Consider the following 26,267-nt stretch of genomic DNA (forward strand, 5'->3'; position numbering starts at 1 on the left):
GGCTCGAACCGCAGAGGGGAAATTCAGCATGAGCGGATTGTTTTCCGCGCTCGGGTCGTTCTGGGCCTGGTTCCAGTATGCCTTCGATCCGCTGTGCGGACCGGCCGGCGTCTTCACCATATTCGGCAGTTCCTCGCTCGTCGCCTGTGGCGCGACCGGCTGGGGTGACGAGATTGCCTTCGGCGTGAAAGTCACCGTCTCCCTTTCCCTCGCGACGCTGCCCATCGGGCTGCTCATCGGCTTCTTCGTGGCACTTGCCATGCAGTCGGAGGAAAAATTGCTCAGGCTCGCCGGCGGCGTCTATACGACGATCTTCCGCGGTCTGCCCGAGCTGCTCACCCTGTTCATCGTCTATTACGGCGTGCAGATGGGCATCCAGTCGATCCTTGCCTGGTTCGGCAACGACCAGCGGATCGAGATCAACGCCTTCCTGGCCGGCATGATCGCGCTGTCGGTGGTGTTCTCCTCCTATTGCTCCGAAGTGCTGCTATCGGCCTTCCGCGCCATCCCCAAGGGCCAGTACGAGGCCGGCGATGCGCTCGGCCTGCATCGCGCCCGGACCATGCGGCTGATCATCGTGCCGCAATTGATCCGCATCGCCCTGCCCGGCCTCGGGAACCTCTGGATGAACCTGCTGAAGGACACGGCGCTCGTCTCCGTCATCGGCCTCTCCGACATCCTGCGCCAGACCGGCATCGCCGCGAAGGTCGCCAAGGAACCGTTCTTCTTCTATCTGCTGGCCTGCGCCCTCTTCCTCTTTCTCGCCGTCGTCTCGTCGATCGGCATCAGCGCGATCGATCGCTGGAGCAACCGCGCCGGAGTCCGCCGATGAGCTACGCGACCCAACTCATTCCGCCGCGCCCGGCCCCGCCGCAGCGCGTGATCGCACTCAGCGCCTCGCGCGTCCTCGGTCTTGTCGGCATCGCGTTGTGGCTCCTGCTCGGCGCCGCGCTCGCCTATATGATGATCAGCAACTGGGACACCGACAAGTTCGTCAAATACGGACCGCGCTACCTGTCCGGCCTCTGGGTCACGCTGACGCTGGTGGTCACGTCGATCACGCTTGGCGCCCTGCTCTCGGCACCGATCGCCTTTGCCCGGATGTCGAAGAACCGCGTGCTGAACGTCGTATCCTACGCTTATGTCTACGTCTTCCGCGGCACGCCGCTGCTGGCCCAGATCTACCTGATCTACTACGGCTTCGGCTCGTTCCGCCCGCAGATCGAGGCGGTCGGCCTGTGGTGGTTCTTTCGCGAGGCCTGGTATTGCGCGCTCTTGTCGATGACGCTCAACACCGCGGCCTATCAGGCGGAGATCCTGCGCGGGGCCATCCTCAGCGTACCCCGCGGACAGACCGAAGGTGCCAACTCTCTCGGTCTCAGCCCCTTTGTCACCTTCCGCAAGATCATCCTGCCGCAGGCCCTGATCGTGGCGCTTCGCCCCTACGGCAACGAGATCATCCTGATGATCAAGGGCTCGGCCGTCGTCGCGGTCGTCACCGTCCTCGATCTGATGGGCCAGACCCGCTACACCTTCTCGCGCACCTTCGACTACCAGGCCTATCTGTGGGCGGCGATCTTCTATCTCTCGATCGTCGAGGCCATGCGCCATGTCTGGGCGGCGATGGAAGCGCGGCTGACGCGCCATCTCAAGCGCTGAACCCGCCATGTCCTGCGCCGCGCTGGCAGCACTCGACGACCGCGGCTGCCAAGTCATTGGTTCCGAACAGAAATTCGGAACCGATCCATCCTCGTTAAGCTTCAGTTAACCCTGCGGTGCTTCCATGGGAGACAGGCCGCTCTCTCGGGCGGCCGATCGGTCCGCCGAAGCGGAACACCGCCGGCTCCGGTCCTCTGGATAAGGGAACGAAGACGAGGTTGTCATGAACAACGAAATGGAACTGATGCTGAAGGGCTACGGCCTGACGACGGCGCAAATCCTTTACCGGCTGCCCGACCATCCCACCCTGCTGCAAACCTATGTCTGGCAGCACTATGATCTGGCGCCGGACTTCCCCGAGATGAAGGGCTTTCTCAAGTTCTGGCAGGAAAAGCTCGATGGGCCGCTGCATTCCGTGCGCTATGTGCACAAGCGCCTGATCGCTGCCAACGAATGGCGAGCGCTGAAGGGCGAATTCATCCTGCACTGACGCCGGTCAGACATGCACCTCGCCATGGGCGAACTCGCCGTCGTACGGTTCGCGGTGAAGCGCTGAGTAGACCACTGCACAGTGCAACAGACCGACGGCGGCCAGAACCAGCCAGCCCGGCAAGGGGCCGAGCGTCGCATTGGCCACCAGGTCGCCGAAGGAATGGATGAACTCGACCGAGGGCTCGTCCGGCAGCAGCTTGGGGCTGGAAATCTTGAGCCCCCAGGCCAGCAGCAGGATGAGATACATCCAGACATAGTTGCGGCGGATGCGGCGGAACAGCGCCTCGCGGTAGCTCATCAGGAAGGCGGGGCTGCGCAGGCTTGCCGCGATCGCCGCCGCCCAGTCCGGATTGAGTTCGGCTTGCGGGCTCAGCACCTGGGCGAAATAGTGCCGCTCGAGCTGGCGCACCCGCGCCCGATAGACATCGAAGAAACGGTAGCGCCGCGCCTCGATCATCACGAACAGCGAGATCAGCAGCATGGCGAACAGCACCACGCCATGATGCGAGGTCGGCGTCGACAGCGACACCGAGAGCAGGCCGGCGACCACGGTCATCGCCCAGTTCGAGGTACGGTCGATCCGGTCGCGCCAGCTGGTCATACGACCGATCTCGCCGCGGTAGTAGTGGATGATCATATTGGCCTTTTCGGCCGATGTCGCCGGCAGGGCCGGCGCCTTGCCATGCGCTGTGTCTGCAGCCTGTATGATGTCGCCTTGTTCCGCCATGCCGCGGCCCACCTCCCGTATTGCCTTCGTGGTTACCGTGCCTAACGAGGCACGGCAAGGCCGTGTTCCGGCCACACGCGGGCTTCACGCATTGCCAAAGCCCGGCCGACCCTTTAGAGGCTGGCCAAACGGGCGCCGGCGGTCGGCGCGCAACGATTGGAGTTTCCCCATGGCCAAGATCGACGAAGACGCATTGGCGGAAGCCTACAACCGGGCGCTCGCGCTGGAAAAGGCCGGCGACATCGACGCCGCCGTCAAGGCCTACGAGGAAGTGCTGGCGATCGACCCCGAGGACCATGGCGGCGCTTCCGTCCGGATCGCCTCGCTCGGCCGCGGCGAAGCTCCGCCGAAGGCACCCGACGCCTATGTCGAAACCCTGTTCGACCAGCACGCCGAGGCCTTCGAAGACATTCTCGTCGAGCAGCTCGGCTATGCCGTGCCGGCCATGGTGCGCCAGCGGCTGCAGGCGCTGGAGCTCGGACCGTTCAAGCGCATGCTCGACCTCGGCTGCGGCACCGGCCTCACCGGCGGCACCCTGCGCGACATGGTGGACGACATCACCGGCATCGACATTTCCGAAAACATGGTCGAGATCGCCCATGAGAAGGATCTCTACGAGACCCTCTACGTCGCCGAGGTCGAGGATTTCCTCGAGGACAATGACGACGAGGCCTTCGACCTGATCACCGCGACCGACGTTCTGCCCTATCTCGGCGCGCTCGAGCCGCTGTTCTTCGGCGCAGCGGAAAACATGGTCGCCGGCGGCCTTTTCATCTTCTCGTCCGAGACCCTGCCCGAGGACGTGCTGGCCGGACGCACCTATATGGTCGGTCCGCACCAGCGCTTCGCTCATTCGGAAGCCTATATCCGCGAGCGGCTGGCCTCGACCGGCTTCGAGATCGTCGAAATTTCCGAGATCAACGTGCGCATGCAGGACGGCAACCCCTCGCCGGGCCACCTGGTGATCGCACGCCTCAAGGGCTGAACCGATTGCCGCGCCGGTGATTTGGTGAGAAGCTGACGGGTCCGCCGGAGCCGGCGCCGTCTCTTCTCGTCAGAGGTCGTCCATGATTCGCGCCATGCTTCTTGCCGTTCTTCTTTGTCTGGCCGGGATGGCCCAGGCCGCGGGCGATCCGGTCGCCGGCGACGCCGCCTATGCGAAGGCCTGCGCGCGCTGCCACCGCAGCATCGACCGCCTCATCCCGATGATCGGCGGGGATGACGCGGCGACCAGGACCGCCTATCTCGACGGCTTCCTCGCCGACCATAAGGCACCCGATCCGGCCATGCGCGCCGATCTGATCGCCTATCTGCTCAAACTTTCCGGCAAGTGAGAACCGCTGCCCGGCCTGCCGCGCTTTTCCTTCGCCGCGCAATGCTTTAATCCTGCCCACACGAAACACGAGGCAGGAGAATTCTGAGCATGGCCAAGGTCGCATTCATCGGTTTGGGCGTCATGGGTTACCCGATGGCGGGGCACCTGAAGACCAAGGGCGGTCACGACGTCACCGTCTATAACCGCACCGCCGCCAAGGCCGAGAAGTGGGTCGCCCAGTTCGGCGGCAAGGCGGCGGCGACCCCGGCCGAAGCCGCAAAGGATGCCGATTTCGTCTTCACCTGCGTTGGCAATGACGACGACCTGCGCTCGGTGACCATCGGCAAGGACGGCGCGCTGTCCGGCATGAAGTCCCGCGCCATCCTGGTCGACAACACCACCGCATCGGCCGAGGTCGCCCGCGAGTTGGCCGAGGCAGCCGCTGCAAAGGGCTGCGGCTTCGTCGATGCCCCCGTCTCCGGCGGCCAGGCCGGTGCCGAGAACGGCGTGCTGACCGTCATGTGCGGCGGCGATCCGGAAACCTTCGACAAGGCAAAGCCGGTGATCGACGCCTTCGCCCGCATGGTCGGCCTGATGGGTCCGGCAGGATCCGGCCAGCTTACCAAGATGATCAACCAGATCTGCATCGCCGGCCTCGTGCAGGGCCTTGCCGAGGGGATTCACTTCGGCAAGAAGGCCGGCCTGGACATTGAAAAGGTCATCGAAGTCATCTCCAAGGGGGCGGCCGGATCCTGGCAGATGGAAAACCGCCACAAGACGATGAACGAAAGCAGGTACGAGTTCGGCTTCGCCGTCGACTGGATGCGCAAGGATCTCGACATCGTGCTGTCCGAGGCCCGCCGCAACGGCGCGGCCCTGCCCGTCACCGCCCTGGTCGACCAGTTCTACGGCGAAGTGCAGAAGCTCGGCGGCAATCGCTGGGACACGTCCTCGCTGCTCGCCCGGCTCGAAAAGAAATGACGCTAACGCCTGCATCTTCGGTCGACGAGATCGTTGCCTATCTCCAGTCGTTGCGGAACGAGGCCAATATTGCCGGCATGGCACGGTTCGGCATCGACACGACCACGGCGCTCGGCATCACGACGCCGCAGATGCAGGCCCTCGCCCGGCAGGTGAAGCGCAATCACCGCCGGGCGCTCGCGCTGTGGGGCACGGGCCTTCGCGACGCGCGCATGCTGGCGATCCTGACCGCCGATCCCAAGGCGCTGGCCGCGGACGAGGTTCGCGCCTGGGCCGGCGACTTCAACTCCTGGGAGATTGTCGACACGGCGGCGGATATCTTCACCGACGCGCCCTACTGGCGTGACCTCGTCGAGGAATTCGCCGCCGACGAGCGCGAATATGTCCGGCGCACCGCCTTCGCCATGATCGCCGGGGCCACGGTGCATAACAAGGACGAGCCGGATCAGGCCCTGCTCGGCTATCTGCCGCTGATCGAGAAACACGCGACCGACCCGCGCAACTTCGTCCGCAAGGCGGTGAACTGGGCGCTGCGCAATATCGGCAAGCGTAACCGCACTTGCCACGCTCCGGCCCTGGATCTTGCCGAAAAGCTGGCGGCGAGCGGCGATAAGACGGCACGCTGGATCGGCAAGGATGCCGTGCGCGAACTGACGAGCGAAAAGATCCTCAAGCGCCTGAAGCCCTGAGGTTCGCCGCGAGCCTCAGTCCTCGGAATTGCGCTGGTTGTCGAGCAGCATGTAGTCGAGCGGCAGTTCCGTCGTGTACTTGATCTGCTCCATGGCGAAGGCAGAGGACACGTCCCGGATCTCGATCTTGGCGATCATGCGCTTGTAGAAGGCGTCATAGGCGGCAATGTCCGGCACAACGACGCGCAGCAGGTAGTCGACGTCGCCGCTCATGCGGTAGAACTCGACGACTTCCGGGAACTCCGCCACCACTTCGGAAAAGCGCTTCAACCATTCGATCGAATGACTGGAGGTGCGGATCGAGACGAAGACGGTGACCTTGGTATTGACCTTGACCGGATCGAGAAGCGCGACGCGGCGACGGATGATGCCGTCTTCCTCCATCTTCTGGATGCGCCGCCAGCACGGCGTGGTCGACAGACCGACCTTCTTGGCCAGGTCGGCGACGGCCAGAGTGGAGTCTTCCTGAAGGATGCGAAGAATTTTTCGGTCGAGTCTGTCCATGCCAAAGCCTTTCGAATAATTTTCTCGGTATAGCTGAAAATCCGTTAAAGCAAAGAAAATCGTTTCAGGCCGCGAGCTTCTCCACCTCGCGTTTCAGCACCGGCAGAACCTCGGCCTCGAACCAGGGATGACGCTTCAGCCAGCCGGTATTGCGCCAGCTCGGATGCGGCAGCGGCAGGACCTTCGGCCCTTCGACATTGCCCTGCCAGTAGTCGCGCCAATGCTCGACCGTCTCGGTCATCGTCTTTCGCCGGCGTCCGCCCAGATGCCAGGCCTGGGCATATTGTCCGATCGCCAGCACCAGCTCGATCTGCGGCATGGCGGCCATCACCGTCTCGCGCCAGTGCGGCGCGCATTCGCGCCGCGGCGGCAGGTCGTGGCCGCTCGCATTGTAGCCGGGAAAGCAGAAACCCATAGGGGCGATGGCGAAGCGGCGGCGATCGTAGAAGGCCTCGCGGTCGACGCCGAGCCACTGCCGAAGCCGGTCCCCGGAAGCATCGTTGAACGGCAGGCCCGTCTCGTGCACCCTCAGGCCCGGCGCCTGGCCGGCAATCAGGATACGGGCTTCAGAGGAGATGATGGCCACGGGGCGCGGCTCGTGTGGCAAGCGGTTATCAGGCCCGCCGGCCGGACAGTCGCGGCAGATGCGGCAGGCGGCAATCGCACGCCGAAGCGGGTCCATCGCCTCGTCCATGCCCTCGACAGCACCACCGTTTTCCATGCTGCGACCGGTCAGAGGGCAGCACTCGGCCGCTGATGCACGGCCTTGTACCAGCGCCAGACATGCGTCAACTCCTCCGGACAGGTGATCTTCGCCGGCTTCATGAATTCGAAGGCGATCATCGCCGTGATGTCGGCGATCGTATAACGCGGCCCGGCGATGAATTCGCGAGTCGCCAGCTCCCCGTCGAGGAAACGCAGGAAGTCGAGCACCTTCGGCTTGTTGGCCTCGCCCCATTCCGGCACCTGCGGCACCTCCCATTCGCGCATGGCCGGATGCAGGTGGCGGAAGGCCGCGGCCACGGCGGCGAAGAAACTCAGTTCCGCCCGCCGGTTCCACATCTCCACCAGCGCCTTGTCCTTGGCGTCGATGCCGAACAGCGGCGGATCGGGCTGGATCTCCTCAAAATAGCGGCAGATGGCGACCGATTCGCACAGGATGGTGCCGTCGTCGAGTTCGAGGATCGGCAGCCGTTGCAGCGGGTTCTTCGACGTGATCTCGGGCGACTTGTGCCCGAACGAACCCATGTCGACCGGCACGAACTCCACCTCGATCCCCTTTTCCTTGAGGAAAACCGTGACACGCCGTGGATTGGGCGCCCGCCCGCCGTCATAAAGTTTCATGATACCTCCCGCGATTTTGGCTCAGTTGACACCAAGCCAACGGCCAATGAAAGCCAAAAAGCCGGGAGAATGTTCCCCCTCTTCGAGCTCCGCCCCGGCCTGGTGGCTGCGCCGCCAGTCGGCCGGCCGCTGGAATTCGCCGTTCCACAGCCCCCCACCGCTAAGCCGCGCCGCCGCCTCCTCGCGGGCATAGTCGCCATAGGACACGGCAAACCCGTCGCGCACCAGCGCCGCATTGACGTCCACCTCGCCGGCCCGGCACCGGACCAGCAGGCGGCCATAGCGGTCGCTCCCGCCCCCGCTGCAGGAGAAATCACGATGCGCCGCCCACTCGGCAAGCCTTCGTTTTGCGGTCTCGCCACAGGCGGTCGGCGCACCGTGGTCACGGCAGCTTTGCCCGATCTCCGGCGCGTCGATCCCCTCGAGCCGGAACCGTGCCCCCGCCTGCATCAGCGTGTCGCCGTCGACCGCGATGAAATGCCCGGCGATGACCTGCCGATTGTCGTTCTCCAGCTTGGCGGCGATCAGGAGCCCGAGGAACAGCATGGAAAGCCCGACGACGACATCGCGCGCCACGCGCCATGGACGCTTCACATTTCGGCCCACTTCAACAACGAAACCTTGGCGAGCATGGCAAACAAATCCTTTTCGACAGCATCTTCTTAAGAATTACCCGCTAATTTCGCCTGATCCGCGACAAGTGACCATCCGACAATATGAGTAAGGGCGTCCCAACCTCGACTGACAAGAACATCGTCGACCTCTCCCGCGGCCATCGCAACAAGGCTGTGGCGAAGGCGGTCCGGACGACGCGCGAACGCTTGCAGTCGAACAAGGCCGGGACGATGCTGTTCGAGAGCGAAATGCTCGGCATGCATATCGGCGCCACCCTGCAGGGTGCGGCCGTGATGCCGATCGTCATCCTCATGGTCAGCGGATTCGGCGCCTACATCAATCCCGATCCGACGCTTTTCCTCTGGACGCTGGCAACGCTCACCGTCCACGCGCTCAACATCCTCCTCGTCAAGCGCGCCGCGCGCCATGACCTGGCCGCGGCGAACCTGGTCAAGTGGCGCCGCCTGCTGCTCGCCGGTCAGGCGGCCATGGGGGTCTGCTGGGCCTTCTTCTCGCTCCAGTCCTGTACCGCCTGCAGCGGCGACACCTTCGTGCTCTACAAGGGCGCGGCGCTGCTGATCGTGCTGTCGGTGACGGCCATGTCGAACATGCTGCTGCGCCAGGCGGTGCTGTTCGGCTTTCTGCCGACCGTCGGCGCGCTGGTCTATGTGGCGATCACCACACGGAATGCGCTCGACATCGGCGTCACCGCGCTGTTCACCACCGCCCTGATCTTCTTCATCTACATCACCAGCCGGCTGCATCAGGCCAACCTCAAGCTCCTCTCCTTCCAGACGGAGAAGGACGACCTGATCGCCGAGCTCGAAGTGGCCAAATCGCTGTCCGACGAGGCGCGCCGCCGCGCCGAGGAAGCCAATCTCGCCAAGTCGCGCTTCCTCGCCTCGATGTCCCACGAACTGCGCACGCCGCTCAACGCCATTCTCGGCTTCTCGGAAGTCATGGCGACGGAAGTGCTCGGCCCGCTCAACAATCCGCTCTACAAGGAATATTCCGGCGACATCCATCGCTCCGGCCAGCACCTGCTCGACCTCATCAACGAAATCCTCGACCTGTCGCGCATCGAGGCCGGCAAGTACGAGCTGAACGAGGAAGTCGTGTCGCTGCTCGACCTCGCCGAGGATTGCGTCGGCATGGTGCAATTGCGCGCCAAGGCCAAGAACATCACGATCGAGGAGCAGTTCGAACCCGACCTGCCGGCCGTCTGGGCCGACGAAAAGGCCATGCGGCAGGTCGTGCTCAACCTCCTGTCCAATGCGGTCAAGTTCACGCCCCAGGGCGGCGAGATCCACGTCAAGGCCGGCTGGACGGCGGGCGGCGGCCAGTATGTCTCGATCCGCGACAACGGTCCGGGCATCCCGGAGAACGAAATTCCGGTCGTGCTGTCCGCCTTCGGCCAGGGCTCGATCGCCATCAAGAGCGCCGAACAGGGCACGGGCCTCGGCCTGCCGATCGTTCAGGCGATCCTCGCCAAGCACGGCGGCGAATTCAAGCTCAAATCGAAGTTGCGCGAAGGCACCGAGGTCATCGCCATCCTGCCGGCCCGGCGCGTGCTCGAAAGCCTGCCGGCCGTGACTGAGACCCAGGCGGTGGAGCCGCGCAAACGCCAGTTCGCCTGACAGGCCGGCTGCGCGCGGGCATCCGCCCTATCACCTTTTTCTTTCGTGCGTCTGTCATCGATCCCGCTTATCGTCGGCGAAAATCGACGGATTCGGGAGACCTCCATGACCAAGCTGCTGCGTGCATTCCTCTTCTCGACGGCGCTTGTCGGCGCACCGGCCCTTGCCGCCGACAAACCCACCGAGCTCACGGTCATGAGCTTCAACATCTGGGGTGGCGGCGCCAATGACGACAAGGACGTGTCGGAGACGGCCGCCGCGATCCGCGCCGCCGGCGCCGACATCATCGGTATCCAGGAGACCAAGCCGGAACCCGACGTCTGCGACGCCGACGACTGTGTGCCCACCGGCCAAAGCGTCGCCAAGCAACTCGCCAAGGCGCTGGGCTTCCACTACTACGATCAGGCCAAGACCAATCCGGCGCTCTGGGCCAACGCGATCCTCAGCCGCTACCCGATCGGCAAGCCGACCGACAATGATCTCGGCGCCGAAATCGACGTCAACGGCCGCAAGGTCTATGCCTTCAACATCCACCTCACGGACTTCCCCTACCAGCCCTATCAGTTGCTCGGCATCGACTACGGCCCGGCGCCCTTCCTGAAGACCGCCGACGAAGCCGTCGCTGCGGCCACCAAGGCTCGCGGCCCGGCGCTCGATCTGGTGATGAAGGATATGAAGCAGGCCGAGGGAGCGGACGCCGTCTTCCTCTTCGGCGACTTCAACGAGCCGTCCCATCGCGACTGGACCGACGCGGCCGTCAAGGCGGGCCATCAGCCGATGGCGGTCAAATACCCGTCTGCGCTGAGGATCGAGCAGGAAGCCGGCATGACGGACCTGCTGCGCGCCGCCTATCCCGACGAAGTGGCCAAGCCCGCCTTCACCTGGACGCCGACTTCCGAGCCGACGGCCAAGGACGACCACCACGACCGGATCGACTACGTGTTCGGCCGCAGCGCCAAGCTGGAAACGCTCAGCGTCTCCGTGGTCGGTGAAAAGAAGCCGGAAGCAGACATCGTCGTCACGCCATGGCCGGCGGATCACCGCGCGGTCGTCGCCAAGGTTCGCTTTTAGAGCGTTTTCTGGCTAGGCGGCGAAGAACACCACATAGCCGGCATAGAGCCCGTTCGCCACAAGCAGGCAGAAGACGGCGAAGGAGCCCAGATCCTTGGCGTTGCGGCCGACGGTCGAGATTTCCGGTGAAATGCGGTCGACCAGTTCTTCGATCGCCGTGTTGACGGCCTCGACGCAGAACAGCACCAGCATCAGGATGATGAAGGTGATGAATTCGCCAAGCGTCGCGCCGACATAGGCAAACAGCGCAACGCCGATGACCAGCGCCAGCAGCTCATGGCGAAACGCCGCCTCGCCGATCAGCCGGCGAAAGCCCTGGAGGGAATAGCGACCGGCCGCAAAGAAATGGGCGATGCCCGTCTTCTTCTCGATCGCCGCCGCGGCCTTGGCCGCGGCTCTCTTGTCGCGTGCTTCGTCAGCCATCGGACTTCGTGGATACCCCGGCACTCTGGAAGGTCGCCATGCCGGAATGGCAGGCGGCGGCGGCCTTGACGATACCGGCGGCAAGAGCGGCGCCCGTGCCCTCGCCAAGCCGCATGCCGAGCGCCAGAAGCGGCGTCTTGCCGAGCTTCTCGATCGCCTTCAGGTGGCCCGGCTCGCCGGACACGTGACCGATCAGGCAGTGGTCGAGCGCCGACGGATTGGCGGCCTTGAGGATGGCCGCAGCCGAGGTCGCGACATAGCCGTCGATCAGCACGGGGATCTTCTGCATGCGGCAGGCGAGGATGGCGCCGGCCATGGCGGCGATCTCGCGCCCGCCGAGTCGGCGGAGAATCTCCAGCGGATCGTCGAGATGATCCTTGTGGAATTCGACGGCGGTTTTCACCGCATCGATCTTGCGCTTCAGCACTTCGCCTTCCGATCCGGTGCCCGGACCGACCCATTCTTCGGCCGTACCTCCGTAGAGCGCCAGATTGATCGCGGCCGCGATCGTCGTATTGCCAATGCCCATTTCGCCGATGCACAGCAGGTCGGTGCCGCCGGCGATCGCCTCCATGCCGAAGGCCATGGTGGCAGCGCAGTCACGCTCGGAAAGGGCAGCCTCGCAGGTGATGTCGCCGGTCGGATAGTCGAGCGCCAGGTCGAAGATCTTCAGGCCGAGATCGTAAGTCGCGCAGATCTGGTTGATCGCCGCCCCGCCAGCGGCGAAGTTCTCGACCATCTGCTGCGTCACCGACGACGGATAGGGCGTGATGCCGTGCTTGGTCACGCCGTGATTGCCGGCGAAGATGGCGACCAGCGGGCGCGTGACGGCCGGCGGACGGCCGGTCCAGGCAGCGAGCCAGAAGGCGATCTCCTCGAGCCGGCCAAGCGCGCCGGCCGGCTTGGTCAGTTGCCGGTCCCGGTCGCGCGCCGCCACCAGCGCCGCCGTGTCCGGGCCGGGCAGGTCACGCAGCAGCGCGCGGAAATCGTCGAATGGCAGGCCGGTCACGGTCATGAGCAAGGCTTCCTTGTAATCTGCGTCGAAATCGGGCTTTGTTGGCTCCTCTAATACGGACCGCGCCTTGTCGCAACAAGCCAAAAAACGGTGCGCACCGTCGTCTTTGAAATGGAGTGAACCGATCCCATGGATTGGCGTGCCTATCTGACCGACACCGCCCGGGCGGTCTCCTTCCTCAGCCGGATCACCGTCCCGGCCCGTGTCTTCGATGGCCATGACGGCAGCCTGTCGCGCGGCGTCAGGGCCTTTCCGCTGGCCGGCCTGCTGATCGCCCTGCCGGCGGCCGCGACGCTTGGCCTCATGCTCTTGCTCGGCGCCAGCGCCCTGCTGGCCGCCTTCGCCGCGCTTGCCGTCCAGGCAGTCGTCACCGGCGCCCTGCATGAGGACGGCCTGTCGGATGCCGCCGACGGTCTTGGCGGCGGGCGCGACCGCGACCATGCGCTGGCGATCATGAAGGACAGCCGTATCGGCTCCTATGGTGCCGTTGCTCTGGTCATCGCTTACGGACTGCGTGCCGCCGCGATCGCCGAACTGGCCACGCACCTTAGCCCCCTCGCCGCCGCCCTTTGCCTGCTCGCCGTCGCCGCGCTCAGCCGCGCGCTGATGGTATGGCACTGGTCGGCCCTGCCTCCGGCGCGCACGGGTGGCCTGGCGGTCGCCGCCGGTGCACCGCTCAGGTCCTCGCTCAACAGTGCGCTGGTCACCGGCCTGGTCCTCGCCGCGGCCCTTGCTGTTCCCTCGGCTTCGCTCTTTGCCTATTTCCTCGCCGTGCTGGTCGCAGCCGTCGCCGCCGCCGGCTTCACCGCCAAGGTCCGCCGCAGGCTTGCCGGCCATACCGGCGATACGATCGGCGCGACCCAGCAGGTGACGGAGATCGCAGCACTTGCGGCCCTTGCCATGGCCAGCTGAGCACCCGATATAGTCCGGACCCCGTAACCAAGGCCGCCCGATGGAATCGCCCTGCATCCTCGTCTGCTCGATCGACATGAACACCGGCTACTGCTTCGGCTGCGGCCGCACCGGCGACGAAATCGGCGCTTGGACAACCTACACCGACGCCGAGCGCCGGGCGATCATGGCAACCCTGCCCGCACGCCTTGAAACCGTCGAGCGCAAGCCGCGCCGCGAGACCCGCCGTAGCCGCATGGCCAGGGAGCGGGAGGCCAACTGATGCGGCTGATCATCGTTCTTGCCATTCTCGGCTTCGGCCTCGCCGTGCTCGTCGTCAACCATGACAGCGGGCAGAGCTTCGGCATGGCCAACGAGGATTTCGGCAGCTTCATCCGCCTTCTGCCCTTCGCCGCCCTGCTGTCGGTCGGCCTTGTCGCCTCGCGCCGCTCGCTGGGCGAGAGCGCCCGGCAGCTCGCCGTCTGGCTGCTGATCATGCTAGCGCTCGTCACCGGCTATCTCTACCGCATGGAACTGCAGTCAATCGGAGACCGCCTGCTGGCAGGGCTCGTCCCCGGCCGCGCCGTGGTCGTCACCACCAGCGAGGGCGCGGCGGAGGTCATCCTGCACAAATCGCTCGGCGGGCATTTCGAAACCTCGGTCGACGTCAACGGGGTATCGGTTCCGGTGCTGATCGACACCGGCGCCAGCGCCGTGGCGCTGCGCTACGAGGATGCCATGCGCGTCGGCATCGATCCCGCCGACCTCGCCTTCACCCAGACCATCCTCACGGCCAACGGCCGCGCCATGGCGGCGCCGGTGCGCCTGCGGCAGGTGGCGCTTGGCCCGATCCTGCGCGAAGGCATCCAGGCCGCGGTGATCGAGCAGGGCCAGCTCGACCAGAGCCTGCTCGGCATGAGCTTCCTGTCGACGCTCGGCTCCCTGCAGATGCAAAGCGACGAACTGCGCCTGCGCGACTGAACGGTGGTCAGGCGCGCAGCTTGTAGCCCGTGCGGAACACCCAGGCGAGAAAGCCGAGGCAGACGGCGAGGAAAAGGCCGATCATGCCGAGGCTGATCAGCGGATGCACGTCCGACACCTCGAAGAAGCTCCAGCGGAAGCCGCTCACCAGATAGAGCACCGGATTGAAATGGCTGACCGTCTGCCAGAACGGCGGCAGCACGCTCACCGAGTAGAAGGTGCCGCCGAGGAAGGTCAGCGGCGGAACGACCAGCATCGGCACCATGCTCAGCTGTTCGAAGTTCTTCGCCCAGATACCGATGATGAAGCCGGCCAGGCTGAAGGCGATCGACGTCAGCAGCATGAAGAACAGCATCAGGACCGGGTGATCGATGCGCAGGTCGACGAAGAAGGCCGCGGTGGCGAGAATGATCAGGCCGATGATCATGCCCTTGGTCGCCGCCGCGCCGACATAGCCGATGAGGATTTCCGTCATGGCGATCGGCGCCGAGAGGATCTCGTAGATCGTGCCGGTGAATTTCGGGAAATAGATGCCGCTCGAACCGTTTGCCACGCACTGGGTGATCAGCGTCAGCATGATCAGCCCCGGCGTGATGAAGCCGCCATAGCCGACACCGTCGACCGGCTCCATGCGCGAGCCGACGGCCGCGCCGAAGACGATGAAGTAGAGCGCCGTGGTGATGACCGGCGAAACTACGCTCTGCAGCAGGGTGCGGCGCGTGCGCGCCATTTCGTAATAGTAGATTGCCTTGATCGCTTCGAAATTCATCTGCCTTCTCCGATCAGGGAAACGAAAATGTCCTCCAGCGAGGTCTGGTGGGTCGACAGGTCGGCGAAACCGATGCCGGCCGCTTCGACCGCTGCCAGGAGCCGCGCGATGCCGCCGTGATTGCTCTCGTCGTCATACTGGTAGACCAGTTGCTCGCCGGTCTCGGACAGCGAGAGATTCCAGGCGGCAAGCGCCTCGGGTATCTCGCTGATCGGCGCCTTCAGCTCGATGCTCAGCTGCTTGCCGCCGAGCTTGCGCATCAGCGTGTCCTTGTCCTCGACCAGCATCAGCCGGCCGCGGTCGATGATGCCGATGCGGTCGGCGATCTCCTGCGCTTCCTCGATATAGTGCGTGGTGAGGATGATGGTCACGCCCCCTTCGCGCAGACGCCGCACCAGCTGCCACATGTCCTTGCGCAGGCTGACGTCGACGCCGGCGGTCGGCTCGTCAAGGAACAGGATGCGCGGCTCGTGCGACAGCGCCTTGGCGATCAGAACGCGGCGCTTCATGCCGCCCGACAGTTCGCGCAGCGCATTGTTGCGCTTCTCGAACAGCGTCAGTTCGCGCAGCAGGTTGTCGATATGCTCCGGCGCCGGCTTTTTCCCATTCAGGCCGCGGGAGAAGCTGACGGTGTTGACCACGGTCTCGAACATGTCGGTGGTCAGCTCCTGCGGCACGAGGCCGATCAGGCCGCGGGTCTTGCGAAAGTCGCGCACGACGTCATAGCCGTCCACCGTCACCGAGCCTTCGCTCGGATTGGCGATGCCGCAGATGATCGAGATCAGCGTCGTCTTGCCCGCGCCGTTCGGGCCGAGCAAGGCGAGGATCTCGCCCTCCTCGATATCGAGCGACACGTTGTCGAGCGCCTTGAAGCCGTTGGCATAGGTCTTGGAAAGAGAACGTACGGAAATGATGGGGGCCATGGCCGGAGACTCCGGATGGGAGGAAGAACGTCAGCCCTATATAGGCAGCGCGCCGGCTATTGCCAGCGTCCCGCCCCGTCCTCGAGCGGAAATGCGCGGTTCGGGCCCCGTCAGCCGCCGGTGGCCAGCATCCGCAGAAGCGTGTTGTCGGAGTAGACCCGGTTGCGGCCGTAGCGCTTGGCCAGATAGAGGAACTGGTCGGCCGCGTTGAGGTAGTTGCTGAAGTTTTCCAGCCCTGCCACTTCGGCCACCCCGATCGACGCGGTGACCGCGATATCGGTATCGTCGAGCGCGACCCGCAGTTCGGCCACGCACCGGCGCACGGTTTCGCAAAACAGGCTGGCGCGTTCGCAGTCCATGCCCGTCAGCAGGATACCGAACTCCTCGCCGCCGAGCCGCGCCAGCAGGTAGTCGCTGTCTTCCACCAGGCTCGACAGCCGCGTGGCGACGGCCTTCAGCACCCGGTCGCCGATCTCATGGCCATAGGTGTCGTTGAGCTGCTTGAAATGATCGATGTCGAGCATCGCCATGCTGCACGCCTCTCCCCGCTCCAAGCAGCTTGCGACACGCGCCGGCCCCTCGTCGAAGAAGTGGCGGCGGTTGCGCAGGCCGGTGAGATAGTCGCTGAAGGCGGCAAGCCGCAGTTGGCGCATCTGCGACAGAGTCTCGATATTGTGGCCGATCCGGCACTGCAGTTCCTCGACCACGAAAGGCCGATAGACGAAGTCGTTGGCGCCGGCCTTGAGGAAACTGGCCGACAGGAGCCGGTCGGCGGAGGACGAGATGCCGATGATCCGCAGGCGGTCGGCCCCGTATTCGCGGCGAATGCGCCGGGTCAGCTCGTAGCCGTCCATGTCCGGCATGTTGTAGTCCGTGAGGACCATGTCGATGCCGGGATGGCGCTCCAGCATGTCGAGGGCCTCGCTGCCGGTCGTCGCCTCGAACACCTGGAACTGCTGCACCTTGAGCAGGTCGGTCAGCATCTTGCGTGCCGAGGTCACGTCATCGACCACGAGCACGCGCACATGGCGGTTGGAGAGGATGCGCTCGACCGCCGCGACAACCATGTCGACGGCCCGTTCATTGTTCTTGATGACGTAGTCGGCGACGCCGCGCTCGACGAGACGCTCACGCATGTGGCGGTTGAAATCCGCGGTGAAGACCACGGCGGGTATCCCCATGGCGACGACCTCGTCGAGGATCTGGCCGTCCGGGGAATCGGGCAGATTGAGGTCGACCACCGCCGCGTCGAAGGGCTGATCCACAGCGTTCGCTGCTTCGTGGAACGCCTTCGTCGACGCACAATGCGTGACCTTGAGCCCATGCTCCTTCTCGAAGCGATGACAGAGCAAGGAGGAAAACGTGCGGGAATCTTCGATGACCAGCACATGGGCACGTCTGCGCGACGTAGCATGAGGTCCAGGTGACCGCTCGCTCTGCTGTGACATTGTACTTGCCTTCGGAAAATCAGTCGGCTTCAAAAAGCGCAAATCAAAACAACACTTTGCCGACCCGAGGCACTCCCTGGATCGGCAAAATTCAGCGAATTCGCGGTCCGGCGGCTTATTTGCGCGCCGTCGCCGCCTTGATCTGCACCAGCGTGTCGAGGTTCTGGTTGACGCGGCAATAGAACTCTTCGTCGATGAACGGACGCAGCATGAAGTCGTTGCCGCCGACCTTGAGGAAGCGGGCCGACAGCAGGCGGTTGGTCGAGGACGACACGCCGATGATGCGAAGCTCATGGCTGCCGCGCGCGCCACGGATGCGCCGTGTCAGCTCGAAGCCGTCGATGTCGGGCATATTGTAGTCGGTCACCACGAGGCCGATATCCGGATTTGCCTTGAGAATCTCGAGCGCCTTGGCACCGCTCTCGGCGGTGCTGACGCGGAAATTGTAGCGTTTCAGGCGGCTGGAGAGCAGCGCCCGGGCCGTCGGGCTGTCGTCGACGATCAGCACGTGATGGCGATGATTGGTCAGGAAGCGATAGACCGACTCGCCGAGCATCTCGACGGCGAAGATATTGTCCTTGAGGATGTAGTCGACAATATCCTTGGCGAGCAGCTTTTCGCGGGTCTGCTCCTGGAAGGTCCCGGTAAAAACGACCACCGGGATGTTCTGATCGATCAGATATTCGAGCGCCTCGCCATTTTCCGCGCCGGGCAGATTGATGTTGGAGATCGCCAGCGTAACAGCCTCATCCGACAGCTCGTTTGCCGCCTGCAGATCCTCGAAGGTCCTGCAAATCTCGACATTGATGCCGAACAGCTCCCTCATGCGCGTGCTGATCATGGACGTGAAGACGTTCGAATCCTCGGCAACAATGATTCGGACATCGGGGAAAGTTTCTCCGGAATATTGCATTCCGGAAATGCCTAGAAAAGCCATGACGCGCCTTCAACCTGAGAGAACTATTGGCAATTTAGCCTATGCGGCTTGCAGATCCGTTAATCGACGATACGCGATGGAAGCATGCGAAGATTAATTCGCCACAAAAGCGGATCCGTCACTTCTGCCCCTTTTTGACGATTGCTTGCTCTGCAACCGACCCAAGGCAAGATGCCGCATGCTGCGCGCCGAACCCCGCGTCTTGTTCTGCTGCACGTTTGCCGTTGCTGCGTCTTTGCCGACGCAAAAGCGCCCGGACTTGGCCGGGCGCTGTATTTTGCCGATTGTGTCTGCGAATCGGTAGCTGGCTACTTGATGGTTGCCGCACCGTCCTTGATCTCGACGGTTTCGCCACCCTCGAGGCCGATGCGGTCGCCATTCGGCAGGGTCAGGAAGCAACCGGACGGGCAGATGGTCTCGGAGGCGCCAGCATCGATTGCGACTTCGGTGCGATTGCCGTCCTCGACGACGGTCAAGACGACGGCGCTCGAGCCGGCATTGGATACAGACGCCGCCCAGGCGCCGCTCGTCGCGCCGCAAAGGACCACCGTGGCTGCCAGAAACTTGATCATTGCGCATTCGGCGCTTGCTGCGCCGCCCTCTCGTTTTGCCCCTCCGCCGACTGTTGCCGGTCGATCAGGCATGCCCCTCTTCTAATATGCTTCCCCTGAACGCCTGCTGAACATGCCGTTCATGGCAGGATCTTGTCATCATCCGGCGGATCGCGCAAATCCGTCCGGGTCTCCTGCTTGCGGACGCTTGCCCGCCCGCCGAAAAGACGTCGGGCATGCTCGTCGAGATGCAGGTGCACCTCCTGGTGGGGATAGGGCATGAGGATGCCCTTTGAGCGGAACCGCTCCAGGATCGTCACCCGCAATTCGTTGCGGATCGGCAGGGCGCCCAGCACGTCGCCGATGAAGCCGCGCAGCTCGAAATCGAGCGAGGACGCGCCGAAGCCGTTGAACAGCACCACCGGCTCCGGATTGCGCAGCAGGCCCGGATGGGCGAGCGCAATCTCCATCAGCAGGTCCATCACCTGGCGCGGGTCGCTCTCGTAGGAGACGCTGACCGGGATCTCGATGCGGCCGAGCTTGTTGCGGTGCGTCCAGTTGCCCACCGGCGCATTGATCAGTTCGGAGTTCGGCACGATGATCGACTGGCGCTGGAACGTCTCGATCTCGGTGGCCCGCACCGAAATGCGTCGTACGAAACCCTCCGTGGTGCCCGTCGCCACCCAGTCGCCGACCTTGAAGGGCCGTTCGACCAAGAGGATCAGGCCGGAGACGAAGTTGGAAACGATGTTCTGCAGGCCAAAGCCGATGCCCAGCGACAGGGCGCCGGCAACCAGGGCAAGGCTCGACAGGTCGATGCCGGCCGCCGAGATGCCGATCAGCCCGGCAATCCCGGTGCCGAGATAACCGACCCCGGTCTTGACCGAGTTGCGCACGCCGGCATCCACCTGCGAACGGGCCATGACATTGCCGTCGAGCCACTTCTGCAGCCAGCGGGTGGCAACCAGACCGAGGCTGAACAAAAGGATGCCGCCGAGAATGCCGAAGATCGAGATGCGGATCGTGCCGATATTGATCTCGGTGAAGATGTTGATCAGCCAGATCTCCAGGTCGCGCGGCTGGAAGCCCCAGGAGATCAGGATGAGCGGAATGCCGATCGACAGCGCGAAGACATAGATGGCAAGACCCGCCGCGATCCCGGCCTGGTCGAGGCCGACGGGCTTCAGGTTGAAGCGCCGCTGCAGGAATTTGCCGACCCGCGTCTCGCCGAACTGGTTGGGCGCCGAAATCGCCTTGCCGGAGAGGATGCCGATATACATGGTCGCGACGACGGCGCCGGTCAACACGATCTGGGTCGCGAGAAAGCGCGAAAGCCCGACATAGCCGATGGCGCTGAGCAGGATCAGGCCAATGCCGATCACCCGGAACAGCACGGCGACCATCTTGGGCCAGGGCCGCCCGCGCTCCACGGGATCGCCGCTTTCGCTCAGCACCGGCCGCAGGAACGAGACGACGAAGACGATCAGGCCGACGACCACCGACGAGATGAAGCTCTTCATCACCGTCAGCACAACCGGCGAACTCAGCGTCTCGCTCACCGCGCCGAGCACATAGTCGGAGCCGTTGACGACCGCCATGGAGAGCACGGCAAAATTCAGGTCGCGTGCGCCCTTATTCGACAGCCTGACCAGCCGCCAGCTCGGCGCCTTCGGGGCGAGCACGGCGCGCGCCAGCATGGCGACGAAGAAGACGAGCCCGGCAAAGCCGAACAGCGCCGCGGCGATCGGCGCGATGTCCGGTCTCAGCACATTGAACGTGTCGAGGAAGAAGAAGCTCGCCACGAGGAAGGCACCAAGCGCCAGCGCCGGCAGGATCGTCGACCAGAAGGCCACCGAGAACCGGCTCATATAGGCCGGATTGCTCTCGGCGGGATCGCGACGGATCAGCGAACCGAACAGCCGGTATTCGGCGGCGAGCAGCACCAGCGCCATGGCGAGCGACAGCATCACGGCCGTGCCGAGCGGCACGCGCTTGAATTTCCAGATGAACGAGAACCAGCTGCTGACGGTGCGGTTGAAATCGCTGAGCTCGGCCGAGAACACATTGATGGCATCGTCGATCACGTCGCCGGAAATCTCGGTGTGCTCGAACAGCCGCTCGGTGAACAGCTGGCGCCTGAGGTCGGTGATGGTGTCGGAAAGGTTGGAGGCGCGGATCGACAGGTCTTCCGCCCGTCCGGTCAGCGTGTTGATCTCCAGGCGCGCCGCGTTCAGCCGATTGCGTTCCTCGGTGACGGCCGGCGCCTCTTCCGGCTCGCCCTCGGCCGGCTTCTCGCCGAGTTGGGCAAGCCGAGTCTTGACGTCGTTGAAGCGCGGCCTGAGTTCGACCGAAATCTTCAGCAACTGGCGGATGAGTTCATCAGCCTTGACCTTGATGTCGACCAGCGCCGCGTCGTCGTTCTTGCGCTCCTCGACAAGCCCCTCGACCGCCCCCAGCTGCTTCTCGGCATCGGCGATCTGGGCGCTGACGCTCTCGACGACATCGTCCCGCACCGACACTGCCTCCTGGGCGAGCGCGGGCGCGGCGCCATAGGCGGCGACGAGGGGCTGGAAAGCCAGCACCATGGCGAGGGCGAACGGAAAAAGGCGATGGTTGCGAAACAAAGTCAGTCCTTGCGCTGGTCTCAAATCTGCGCGGACCATAGTGACTGTTTTAGCCAAAAGAAAGAACGCCATGACGCGCGTTTTCCTGCAAAAATCACCGGGCATCGATCAGGACACCCGGCGATCAATTCGGCAAAGCGACGAATGGGCGGTTCAGGCCGGCACCATCGTTTCGCGCAACGCTTCGAACCGCTGCAACTGATCGACCAGCAGCGCCTTCTCCGCATCGCGCCGGACGAAGACCTTGAACATCGCCCGGCCTTCCCCGTTCATGAACCAGACGGAACACGAACGGCGTCCATGGAAACCGCGGTCGACGAAAGCGATCGAGGCGCAACGTTCCTTGCGGATATGCCCACCGATCGGACTGTCGCCGTGGATGTTGAACCATCCATGGCCCTCGCTGCCCTGAGGCAGCGACCCCTCGACCTCGAGCACGATGTCGTCGGTGTGGACGATCATCAGCACGTCGCCCCAGCCTGTCATATCCTGCCAGATCGGCAGGAACTGATCGGAGGAGGTCAGCACCGCGGCACCGGCAGGCAGCACCGCCAGAACCTCGGCCGGGGTCACGTCTGCCTGGGCGGCGATCGCCTCGACGACGCCGTCGGGCCTTTCGGCGAGCGCGGCGCGCGCCCGCTCGGTGCGCTCAGGGTTAGTTGCCGACACGTCCATCGAACCGCTCCTCAAGCCGCCTCGTCGACGCGCTTGCCGTCGCGATCCTCGTGGATGATGACTTCGAAGCCTTCGAAATGCGGGCCGGACAGGTACTGGACCTTGGATTCGCCGGCACGAGCATGGGCCGCACGGAACTGCTCGGACTTGGTCCAGGCCTTGAAGTGCTCCTCGGTCTCCCAGACGGCATGCGAAGCATAGAGCGTATGATCTTCGGCCGTCGGGCCCTTCAGCATGTGGAATTCCACATAACCGGACACCTCGGCCAGGCGACCCTTGCGGGTGGCCCACATGGCCTCAAAGGCCTCCTCGTGGCCAGGCACGACTCGAAAACGGTTCATCGCAATAAACATGGCTGAAATCCTCTCTTGTGACTTTCGGGCACCGTCGCCGGTCAGGACGACAATTGCCGTTTCGCTGCCGCGTATCGCCCCGGTTCGACGGTCGCGCCGTGTTGCCTTGGTATTTAAACTTGTGTATTTGTGTCAAGTTAAATGTCGCCGGTAACGGCGCATCGCAATCATTCGGCTTCCGGTGCCCAAGGTGCCGGCAGCATCTCCATTTTGGCAACAGGATATTCTCAGCATGCAGCTTCTCGGATCACTGCGCACGACCGCAAGGACCCTCGCCACACCCCTTCTTCTCCTGGCGCTGGCCAGCGCGTCGGCCCGGGCCGACGAGGTCCCGACGGATGCGAAACGCATCGTGTCGATCGGCGGAACGGTGACGGAGATCATCTACGCGCTGGGCGACGACGCCCGGATCGTCGCGGTCGACAGCACCAGCACCTATCCCGCCAGCGCGGCCGACAAGCCCGATGTCGGCTATATCCGCCAGCTCTCCGCCGAGGGCGTGCTGTCGCAGAAGCCCGACCTGATCATTGCCGAAGCCGGCGCCGGCCCGGCCGACGCGATGGCCATTCTCAAGGCGAGCGGCATTCCGATCGTTTCCATACCGACGCCGCCCGAGGCAGGTGCGATCGCCGGCAAGATCCGCGCGGTCGGTGCGGCCGTCGGCAAGGCCGACGCGGCGGACATGCTTGCTTCCGAGGTCGATGCCGCCCTGAAAACGCTCGAGACCCGCGTGTCCGCCCTGCCCGAGCCGAAGAAACGCGTTCTCTTTGCCCTGTCGCTCGCCAATGGCCGCGTCATGGCGGCCGGCACCGACACCTCGGCCGACGCCATCATCCGGCTTGCCGGCGGCATCAATGCGGCAAGCGGCATCTCCGGCTACAAGCCGCTGAGCGACGAAGCGGTGATCGCCGCGGCCCCGGAAGTCGTGCTGGTGATGGACAACCCGGCCATGCACCTGACCGCCGAGCAGGCCTTCGCCCTGCCCGCCCTGCAGTCCAGCCCGGCCGGAAAGGCCAAGGCCTTCATCGCCATGGACGGGCTCTACCTGCTCGGCCTCGGTCCGCGCACCCCGCAGGCAGCACTCGATCTGGCGGCCAAGCTCTATCCGGACGCCGTCAAGCCATGAGCGCGGTTGCTTCGCTGATGGGACGGGCATCGGTGGCCGGCGACCGTTCCGGCCTCGGCATCGCCGTCATCCTGCTGCTGCTGGCGCTTCTGGTCGGCGCTGCGCTGGTATCGCTTATCAGCGGTCCGACCGGCGTCGGGCTGAAGGACCTCGTCGTCTATCTCGGCGGCGAAGGCGAGAGCCTCCCCGACCAGGACCGCATCATCCTCGAAGCGGTCCGCCTGCCGCGCACAGCGCTCGGGCTGCTGGTCGGCGCCGGCCTCGGCATTTCCGGCGCCATGATGCAGGGGCTGTTTCGCAACCCGCTGGCCGACCCCGGCATTGTCGGCGTAACCTCGGGCGCGGCCTTCGCCGCGGTCTGTGCCATCGTGCTGGGCGGCACGGTGCTCGCCCCGCTCCAGACCCTGTTCGGCAACCAGTTCCTGCCGCTCATGGCCTTTGCCGGCGGCCTCGCCAACACCTTCCTGCTCTACGCCATCGCCACCCGCAACGGCCAGACTTCGACGACGGCGCTCATCCTGTCGGGCATCGCCATCGGCGCCATGAGTGCGGCGGCGACCGGTCTCCTGATCTTCGTGGCCGACGACCGGGCGTTGCGCGACATCACCTTCTGGTCGCTCGGGTCGCTGGGCGGCGCGACCTATGCCAAGGTTCTGTCCATCCTGCCTTTCATCCTGCTGGTCATGGGAGCCCTGCCCTTCGTCGCCCGCGGTCTCGACGCGCTGGTGCTGGGCGACGCCGCCGCCTTCCACATGGGTGTGCCCGTGCAGCGGCTGAAGCGGATCTCGATCCTTGCGGTCGCCGCCGCCTGCGGCGCAACCGTGGCGGTCGCCGGATCGATCTCCTTCGTCGGCATCGTCGTTCCCCATTTGCTGCGATTGGCGATCGGCCCGTCGCACCGCTTTCTGCTGCCCGCCTCGGCGCTTGGCGGCGCAAGCCTGCTGCTTCTGGCCGACAGCATTGCCCGCACGGTCGCCGCTCCGGCCGAACTGCCGATCGGCATCATCACCGCAATCCTCGGCGCTCCGGTCTTCCTCATGCTGCTGCTCGGCCGCAGCGGCCGCGCCGCCATGGAGGGCCTGTGATGTTCGTCGCGCAGAATGTCAGCGTGCTCCGCGATGGCCGCGCCCTGGTCGCCGATGTCGATCTGACGCTGCGTCCCGACGTCTTCACGGTCGTAATCGGACCGAACGGCGCCGGCAAGTCGACCTTGCTCAAGGCCCTCTCCGGAGAGATCGCACCCGATCGCGGCCAGATCTTCTGCCACGAAAGGCCGCTGTCGCGGCTGTCCGCCGTCGAGCTTGCGGCGGATCGGGCCGTCTTGCCCCAGTCGACCACCCTGTCCTTCCCCTTCACCGCCCTTGAAGTGGTGCGCATGGGGGCAATCGCCCATGGCAGCCTCGATCCGACCCGCGCGGCGCGTGCTGCCCTTGCCCGCGTCGGCCTGGAAGGCTTCGAGGCGCGCGCCTACCGCGCGCTGTCCGGCGGCGAACAGCAGCGCGTTCAGTTTGCCCGCGCGCTCGCCCAGGTGCCCTCGCCGGTCGAACACGGCCGTACCCGAGCCCTTTTCCTCGATGAGCCGACATCGAGCCTCGACATCGGCCACCAGATCAGCGTGCTGGAAATCGCCCGCGACTTCGCCCGGTGTGGCGGCGCGGTTCTTGCCATCCTCCACGACCTCAATCTCGCGGCGGAATTCGCCGACCATCTGGTGGTCATACATCATGGTCGGATCGTGTCGGAAGGGCCGCCGCTCGCCACGATCGACGACCGGGTCATCGCCGATGTCTACGGCATCAGCGGCGCGGTCGGGCGCCTTCCGGCAGCGTCCGTGCCTTTCGTGCTGCCGCAATCCCGGCACGCGCCCCGAGTGAAAGCCGGCTAAGCAAGTTATCCACAGCAATCCACAGGCTGGAATCGGTCAAACGACCACAAGAACGGGAACACGAGACGAACATCGCCACCGCCCGGAGGGAACAAAAGGGCATTTTCCGATTGTCGCCGGGGCACGGACCGGCAGTTTGGCCGGTCAGCGGGGGCCTGCAAAGCCATCTATGACGCCAAGCTGGGCAAGGAATGGGCCGCCAGCCATCGGCTGGCGGCGCCGTGAAGGCGGAACGGTTATTCGTGGATCGTGTAGGAACCCAGTTCGCAGAGGTTCTGGCTGTCTTCGGTGGTGTCGAGGTCCGAGCTTTCCTCGAATTCGAAGCGCATGTCGTATTCGCACTGGGTGCGACCGTCGGCGATGGTCAGCTGAACGCTGGCGCCCGGCTCCAGAACATGATCGCCGAACACATCGCCTTCCCAGCTGTCGACGCCGACGGGCGAGGTGTAGAAATGGGTGAGAACCGAGCTCGTGCCGTTGGTCAGCGTGAAGACCAGATCTTCCGCCTGGGCGGTGGTCGAGAAGAGGACGGCTGCCAGCAGGCCGGCGGCGGAGAGAATACGTTTCATAAGACTGCAATGCTCCAGGCCCGAAATTGGGCGGGAACGACATATGCTTTGCCTTGGTGACGA

The 26,267-nt window shown here is 64.6% G+C and carries 31 protein-coding genes; 15 read left to right on the plus strand and 16 right to left on the minus strand.

Annotated features, from left to right (window positions below):
- The first annotated feature begins 28 nt into the window (after nt 1-28).
- From L867_RS0102550 to L867_RS0102560, 3 genes are all read left to right on the plus strand, one after another.
- Nucleotides 29-832, plus strand: coding sequence for an ABC transporter permease (locus L867_RS0102550; protein WP_028735428.1), 804 nt, complete (start codon nt 29-31; stop codon nt 830-832).
- Entirely contained in the window at nt 829-1,659 is an 831-nt protein-coding gene (locus L867_RS0102555) for an ABC transporter permease (RefSeq protein WP_028735429.1), read from the plus strand. The genes L867_RS0102550 and L867_RS0102555 overlap by 4 nt, the downstream gene beginning before the upstream one ends.
- Before the next feature lie 223 nt (nt 1,660-1,882).
- Nucleotides 1,883-2,149, plus strand: a complete 267-nt coding sequence (locus L867_RS0102560; RefSeq protein WP_028735430.1) for an usg protein — start codon at nt 1,883-1,885, stop codon at nt 2,147-2,149.
- A gap of 6 nt (nt 2,150-2,155) precedes the next feature.
- On the opposite strand, the gene L867_RS0102565 is transcribed toward L867_RS0102560, so the two are convergent.
- Nucleotides 2,156-2,878 (minus strand): DUF2270 domain-containing protein, encoded by a 723-nt coding sequence (locus L867_RS0102565; RefSeq protein ID WP_051438768.1) that lies wholly within the window; start codon nt 2,876-2,878, stop codon nt 2,156-2,158.
- Between the two features lie 169 nt (nt 2,879-3,047).
- Here L867_RS0102565 and L867_RS0102570 point away from each other — a divergent pair, with 169 nt between their 5' ends.
- The 4 genes from L867_RS0102570 (at nt 3,048) to L867_RS0102585 (ending at nt 5,863) form a co-directional block, all read left to right on the plus strand.
- Entirely contained in the window at nt 3,048-3,863 is an 816-nt protein-coding gene (locus L867_RS0102570; protein ID WP_028735432.1) for a methyltransferase domain-containing protein, read from the plus strand.
- A gap of 82 nt (nt 3,864-3,945) precedes the next feature.
- On the plus strand, nt 3,946-4,212 hold the full coding sequence (locus tag L867_RS27790; RefSeq protein ID WP_181141527.1) for a hypothetical protein: 267 nt from the start codon (nt 3,946-3,948) through the stop codon (nt 4,210-4,212).
- A gap of 89 nt (nt 4,213-4,301) precedes the next feature.
- Nucleotides 4,302-5,174 carry an NAD(P)-dependent oxidoreductase gene (locus L867_RS0102580; protein WP_028735434.1) on the plus strand — a complete coding sequence of 291 codons (873 nt, stop codon included), beginning with the start codon at nt 4,302-4,304 and terminating at the stop codon, nt 5,172-5,174.
- Nucleotides 5,171-5,863 carry a DNA alkylation repair protein gene (locus L867_RS0102585; RefSeq protein ID WP_028735435.1) on the plus strand — a complete coding sequence of 231 codons (693 nt, stop codon included), beginning with the start codon at nt 5,171-5,173 and terminating at the stop codon, nt 5,861-5,863. The genes L867_RS0102580 and L867_RS0102585 overlap by 4 nt, the downstream gene beginning before the upstream one ends.
- 15 nt (nt 5,864-5,878) lie before the next feature.
- On the opposite strand, the gene L867_RS0102590 is transcribed toward L867_RS0102585, so the two are convergent.
- The 4 genes from L867_RS0102590 to L867_RS0102605 form a co-directional block, all read right to left on the minus strand.
- A complete protein-coding gene (locus L867_RS0102590) occupies nt 5,879-6,367 on the minus strand; it encodes an Lrp/AsnC family transcriptional regulator (protein ID WP_028735436.1) in 489 nt (162 codons plus the stop codon).
- A gap of 64 nt (nt 6,368-6,431) precedes the next feature.
- Nucleotides 6,432-7,088, minus strand: a complete 657-nt coding sequence (locus L867_RS0102595; protein ID WP_232363863.1) for a uracil-DNA glycosylase family protein — start codon at nt 7,086-7,088, stop codon at nt 6,432-6,434.
- Nucleotides 7,089-7,099: 11 nt separating this feature from the next.
- The gene (locus L867_RS0102600) at nt 7,100-7,711 is read right to left on the minus strand and encodes a glutathione S-transferase (protein WP_028735438.1); all 612 of its coding nucleotides are present in this window, start codon (nt 7,709-7,711) and stop codon (nt 7,100-7,102) included.
- Between the two features lie 21 nt (nt 7,712-7,732).
- Nucleotides 7,733-8,305: a thermonuclease family protein gene (locus L867_RS0102605; protein WP_028735439.1), complete on the minus strand. Its 573-nt coding sequence runs from the start codon at nt 8,303-8,305 to the stop codon at nt 7,733-7,735.
- A gap of 122 nt (nt 8,306-8,427) precedes the next feature.
- Between L867_RS0102605 and L867_RS0102610 the strand changes: the two genes are divergently transcribed.
- Together L867_RS0102610 and L867_RS24390 are read left to right on the plus strand one after the other, a co-directional pair.
- Nucleotides 8,428-9,963 carry a sensor histidine kinase gene (locus L867_RS0102610; protein WP_028735440.1) on the plus strand — a complete coding sequence of 512 codons (1,536 nt, stop codon included), beginning with the start codon at nt 8,428-8,430 and terminating at the stop codon, nt 9,961-9,963.
- A 105-nt stretch (nt 9,964-10,068) separates the two neighbouring features.
- A complete protein-coding gene (locus L867_RS24390; RefSeq protein WP_051438770.1) occupies nt 10,069-11,034 on the plus strand; it encodes an endonuclease/exonuclease/phosphatase family protein in 966 nt (321 codons plus the stop codon).
- Between the two features lie 12 nt (nt 11,035-11,046).
- On the opposite strand, the gene L867_RS0102620 is transcribed toward L867_RS24390, so the two are convergent.
- Nucleotides 11,047-11,457: a diacylglycerol kinase gene (locus tag L867_RS0102620; protein ID WP_028735441.1), complete on the minus strand. Its 411-nt coding sequence runs from the start codon at nt 11,455-11,457 to the stop codon at nt 11,047-11,049.
- Entirely contained in the window at nt 11,450-12,472 is a 1,023-nt protein-coding gene (gene cobT, locus L867_RS0102625; protein ID WP_028735442.1) for a nicotinate-nucleotide--dimethylbenzimidazole phosphoribosyltransferase, read from the minus strand. The genes L867_RS0102620 and cobT overlap by 8 nt, the downstream gene beginning before the upstream one ends.
- A gap of 129 nt (nt 12,473-12,601) precedes the next feature.
- On the opposite strand from cobT, the gene L867_RS0102630 reads away from it, so the two are divergent.
- From L867_RS0102630 to L867_RS0102640, 3 genes are read left to right on the plus strand one after another with little or no spacing between them, the layout of a single operon-like run.
- Entirely contained in the window at nt 12,602-13,384 is a 783-nt protein-coding gene (locus tag L867_RS0102630; RefSeq protein ID WP_028735443.1) for an adenosylcobinamide-GDP ribazoletransferase, read from the plus strand.
- Nucleotides 13,385-13,424: 40 nt separating this feature from the next.
- Nucleotides 13,425-13,646, plus strand: coding sequence for a DUF1289 domain-containing protein (locus L867_RS0102635; protein ID WP_028735444.1), 222 nt, complete (start codon nt 13,425-13,427; stop codon nt 13,644-13,646).
- The gene (locus L867_RS0102640; RefSeq protein WP_028735445.1) at nt 13,643-14,344 is read left to right on the plus strand and encodes a TIGR02281 family clan AA aspartic protease; all 702 of its coding nucleotides are present in this window, start codon (nt 13,643-13,645) and stop codon (nt 14,342-14,344) included. Before L867_RS0102635 ends, L867_RS0102640 begins: the two co-directional genes overlap by 4 nt.
- Nucleotides 14,345-14,351: 7 nt before the next feature.
- Here the strand turns inward: L867_RS0102640 and L867_RS0102645 are convergent, their stop codons facing one another.
- The 8 genes from L867_RS0102645 to L867_RS0102680 all read right to left on the minus strand — a co-directional run bounded on the left by L867_RS0102645 (nt 14,352) and on the right by L867_RS0102680 (nt 22,624).
- Nucleotides 14,352-15,113 (minus strand): ABC transporter permease, encoded by a 762-nt coding sequence (locus tag L867_RS0102645; RefSeq protein ID WP_028735446.1) that lies wholly within the window; start codon nt 15,111-15,113, stop codon nt 14,352-14,354.
- Nucleotides 15,110-16,036, minus strand: coding sequence for an ABC transporter ATP-binding protein (locus tag L867_RS0102650; protein WP_028735447.1), 927 nt, complete (start codon nt 16,034-16,036; stop codon nt 15,110-15,112). The genes L867_RS0102645 and L867_RS0102650 overlap by 4 nt, the downstream gene beginning before the upstream one ends.
- A 110-nt stretch (nt 16,037-16,146) precedes the next feature.
- Complete coding sequence (locus L867_RS24395; protein ID WP_051438771.1) at nt 16,147-17,484, minus strand: diguanylate cyclase; 1,338 nt, start codon at nt 17,482-17,484, stop codon at nt 16,147-16,149.
- Nucleotides 17,485-17,599: 115 nt separating this feature from the next.
- Nucleotides 17,600-18,421: a response regulator gene (locus L867_RS0102660; RefSeq protein ID WP_028735448.1), complete on the minus strand. Its 822-nt coding sequence runs from the start codon at nt 18,419-18,421 to the stop codon at nt 17,600-17,602.
- Nucleotides 18,422-18,729: 308 nt separating this feature from the next.
- Nucleotides 18,730-18,993 (minus strand): hypothetical protein, encoded by a 264-nt coding sequence (locus L867_RS0102665; protein ID WP_037172353.1) that lies wholly within the window; start codon nt 18,991-18,993, stop codon nt 18,730-18,732.
- 119 nt (nt 18,994-19,112) lie between these two features.
- The gene (locus tag L867_RS24400; protein ID WP_051438772.1) at nt 19,113-21,596 is read right to left on the minus strand and encodes a mechanosensitive ion channel family protein; all 2,484 of its coding nucleotides are present in this window, start codon (nt 21,594-21,596) and stop codon (nt 19,113-19,115) included.
- A 153-nt stretch (nt 21,597-21,749) separates the two neighbouring features.
- The gene (gene hutX / locus L867_RS0102675) at nt 21,750-22,271 is read right to left on the minus strand and encodes a heme utilization cystosolic carrier protein HutX (RefSeq protein ID WP_028735450.1); all 522 of its coding nucleotides are present in this window, start codon (nt 22,269-22,271) and stop codon (nt 21,750-21,752) included.
- A gap of 11 nt (nt 22,272-22,282) precedes the next feature.
- Nucleotides 22,283-22,624 (minus strand): antibiotic biosynthesis monooxygenase family protein, encoded by a 342-nt coding sequence (locus L867_RS0102680; protein ID WP_028735451.1) that lies wholly within the window; start codon nt 22,622-22,624, stop codon nt 22,283-22,285.
- A gap of 232 nt (nt 22,625-22,856) precedes the next feature.
- Between L867_RS0102680 and L867_RS0102685 the strand changes: the two genes are divergently transcribed.
- Genes L867_RS0102685 through L867_RS0102695 form a run of 3 tightly spaced genes read left to right on the plus strand, consistent with a single transcriptional unit; the run spans nt 22,857 to nt 25,635 of the window.
- Nucleotides 22,857-23,750 (plus strand): heme/hemin ABC transporter substrate-binding protein, encoded by an 894-nt coding sequence (locus L867_RS0102685; RefSeq protein WP_051438773.1) that lies wholly within the window; start codon nt 22,857-22,859, stop codon nt 23,748-23,750.
- Nucleotides 23,747-24,835, plus strand: coding sequence for a FecCD family ABC transporter permease (locus L867_RS0102690; RefSeq protein ID WP_028735453.1), 1,089 nt, complete (start codon nt 23,747-23,749; stop codon nt 24,833-24,835). Before L867_RS0102685 ends, L867_RS0102690 begins: the two co-directional genes overlap by 4 nt.
- Nucleotides 24,835-25,635 carry a heme ABC transporter ATP-binding protein gene (locus tag L867_RS0102695; protein WP_028735454.1) on the plus strand — a complete coding sequence of 267 codons (801 nt, stop codon included), beginning with the start codon at nt 24,835-24,837 and terminating at the stop codon, nt 25,633-25,635. Before L867_RS0102690 ends, L867_RS0102695 begins: the two co-directional genes overlap by 1 nt.
- Before the next feature lie 236 nt (nt 25,636-25,871).
- On the opposite strand, the gene L867_RS0102700 is transcribed toward L867_RS0102695, so the two are convergent.
- Nucleotides 25,872-26,204, minus strand: coding sequence for a hypothetical protein (locus L867_RS0102700; RefSeq protein ID WP_028735455.1), 333 nt, complete (start codon nt 26,202-26,204; stop codon nt 25,872-25,874).
- Between the last annotated feature and the right edge of the window lie 63 nt (nt 26,205-26,267).

It is taken from the genome of Paenirhizobium selenitireducens ATCC BAA-1503, from assembly GCF_000518785.1.
In the GTDB taxonomy this organism is placed as follows: Bacteria; Pseudomonadota; Alphaproteobacteria; order Rhizobiales; family Rhizobiaceae; genus Allorhizobium; species Allorhizobium selenitireducens.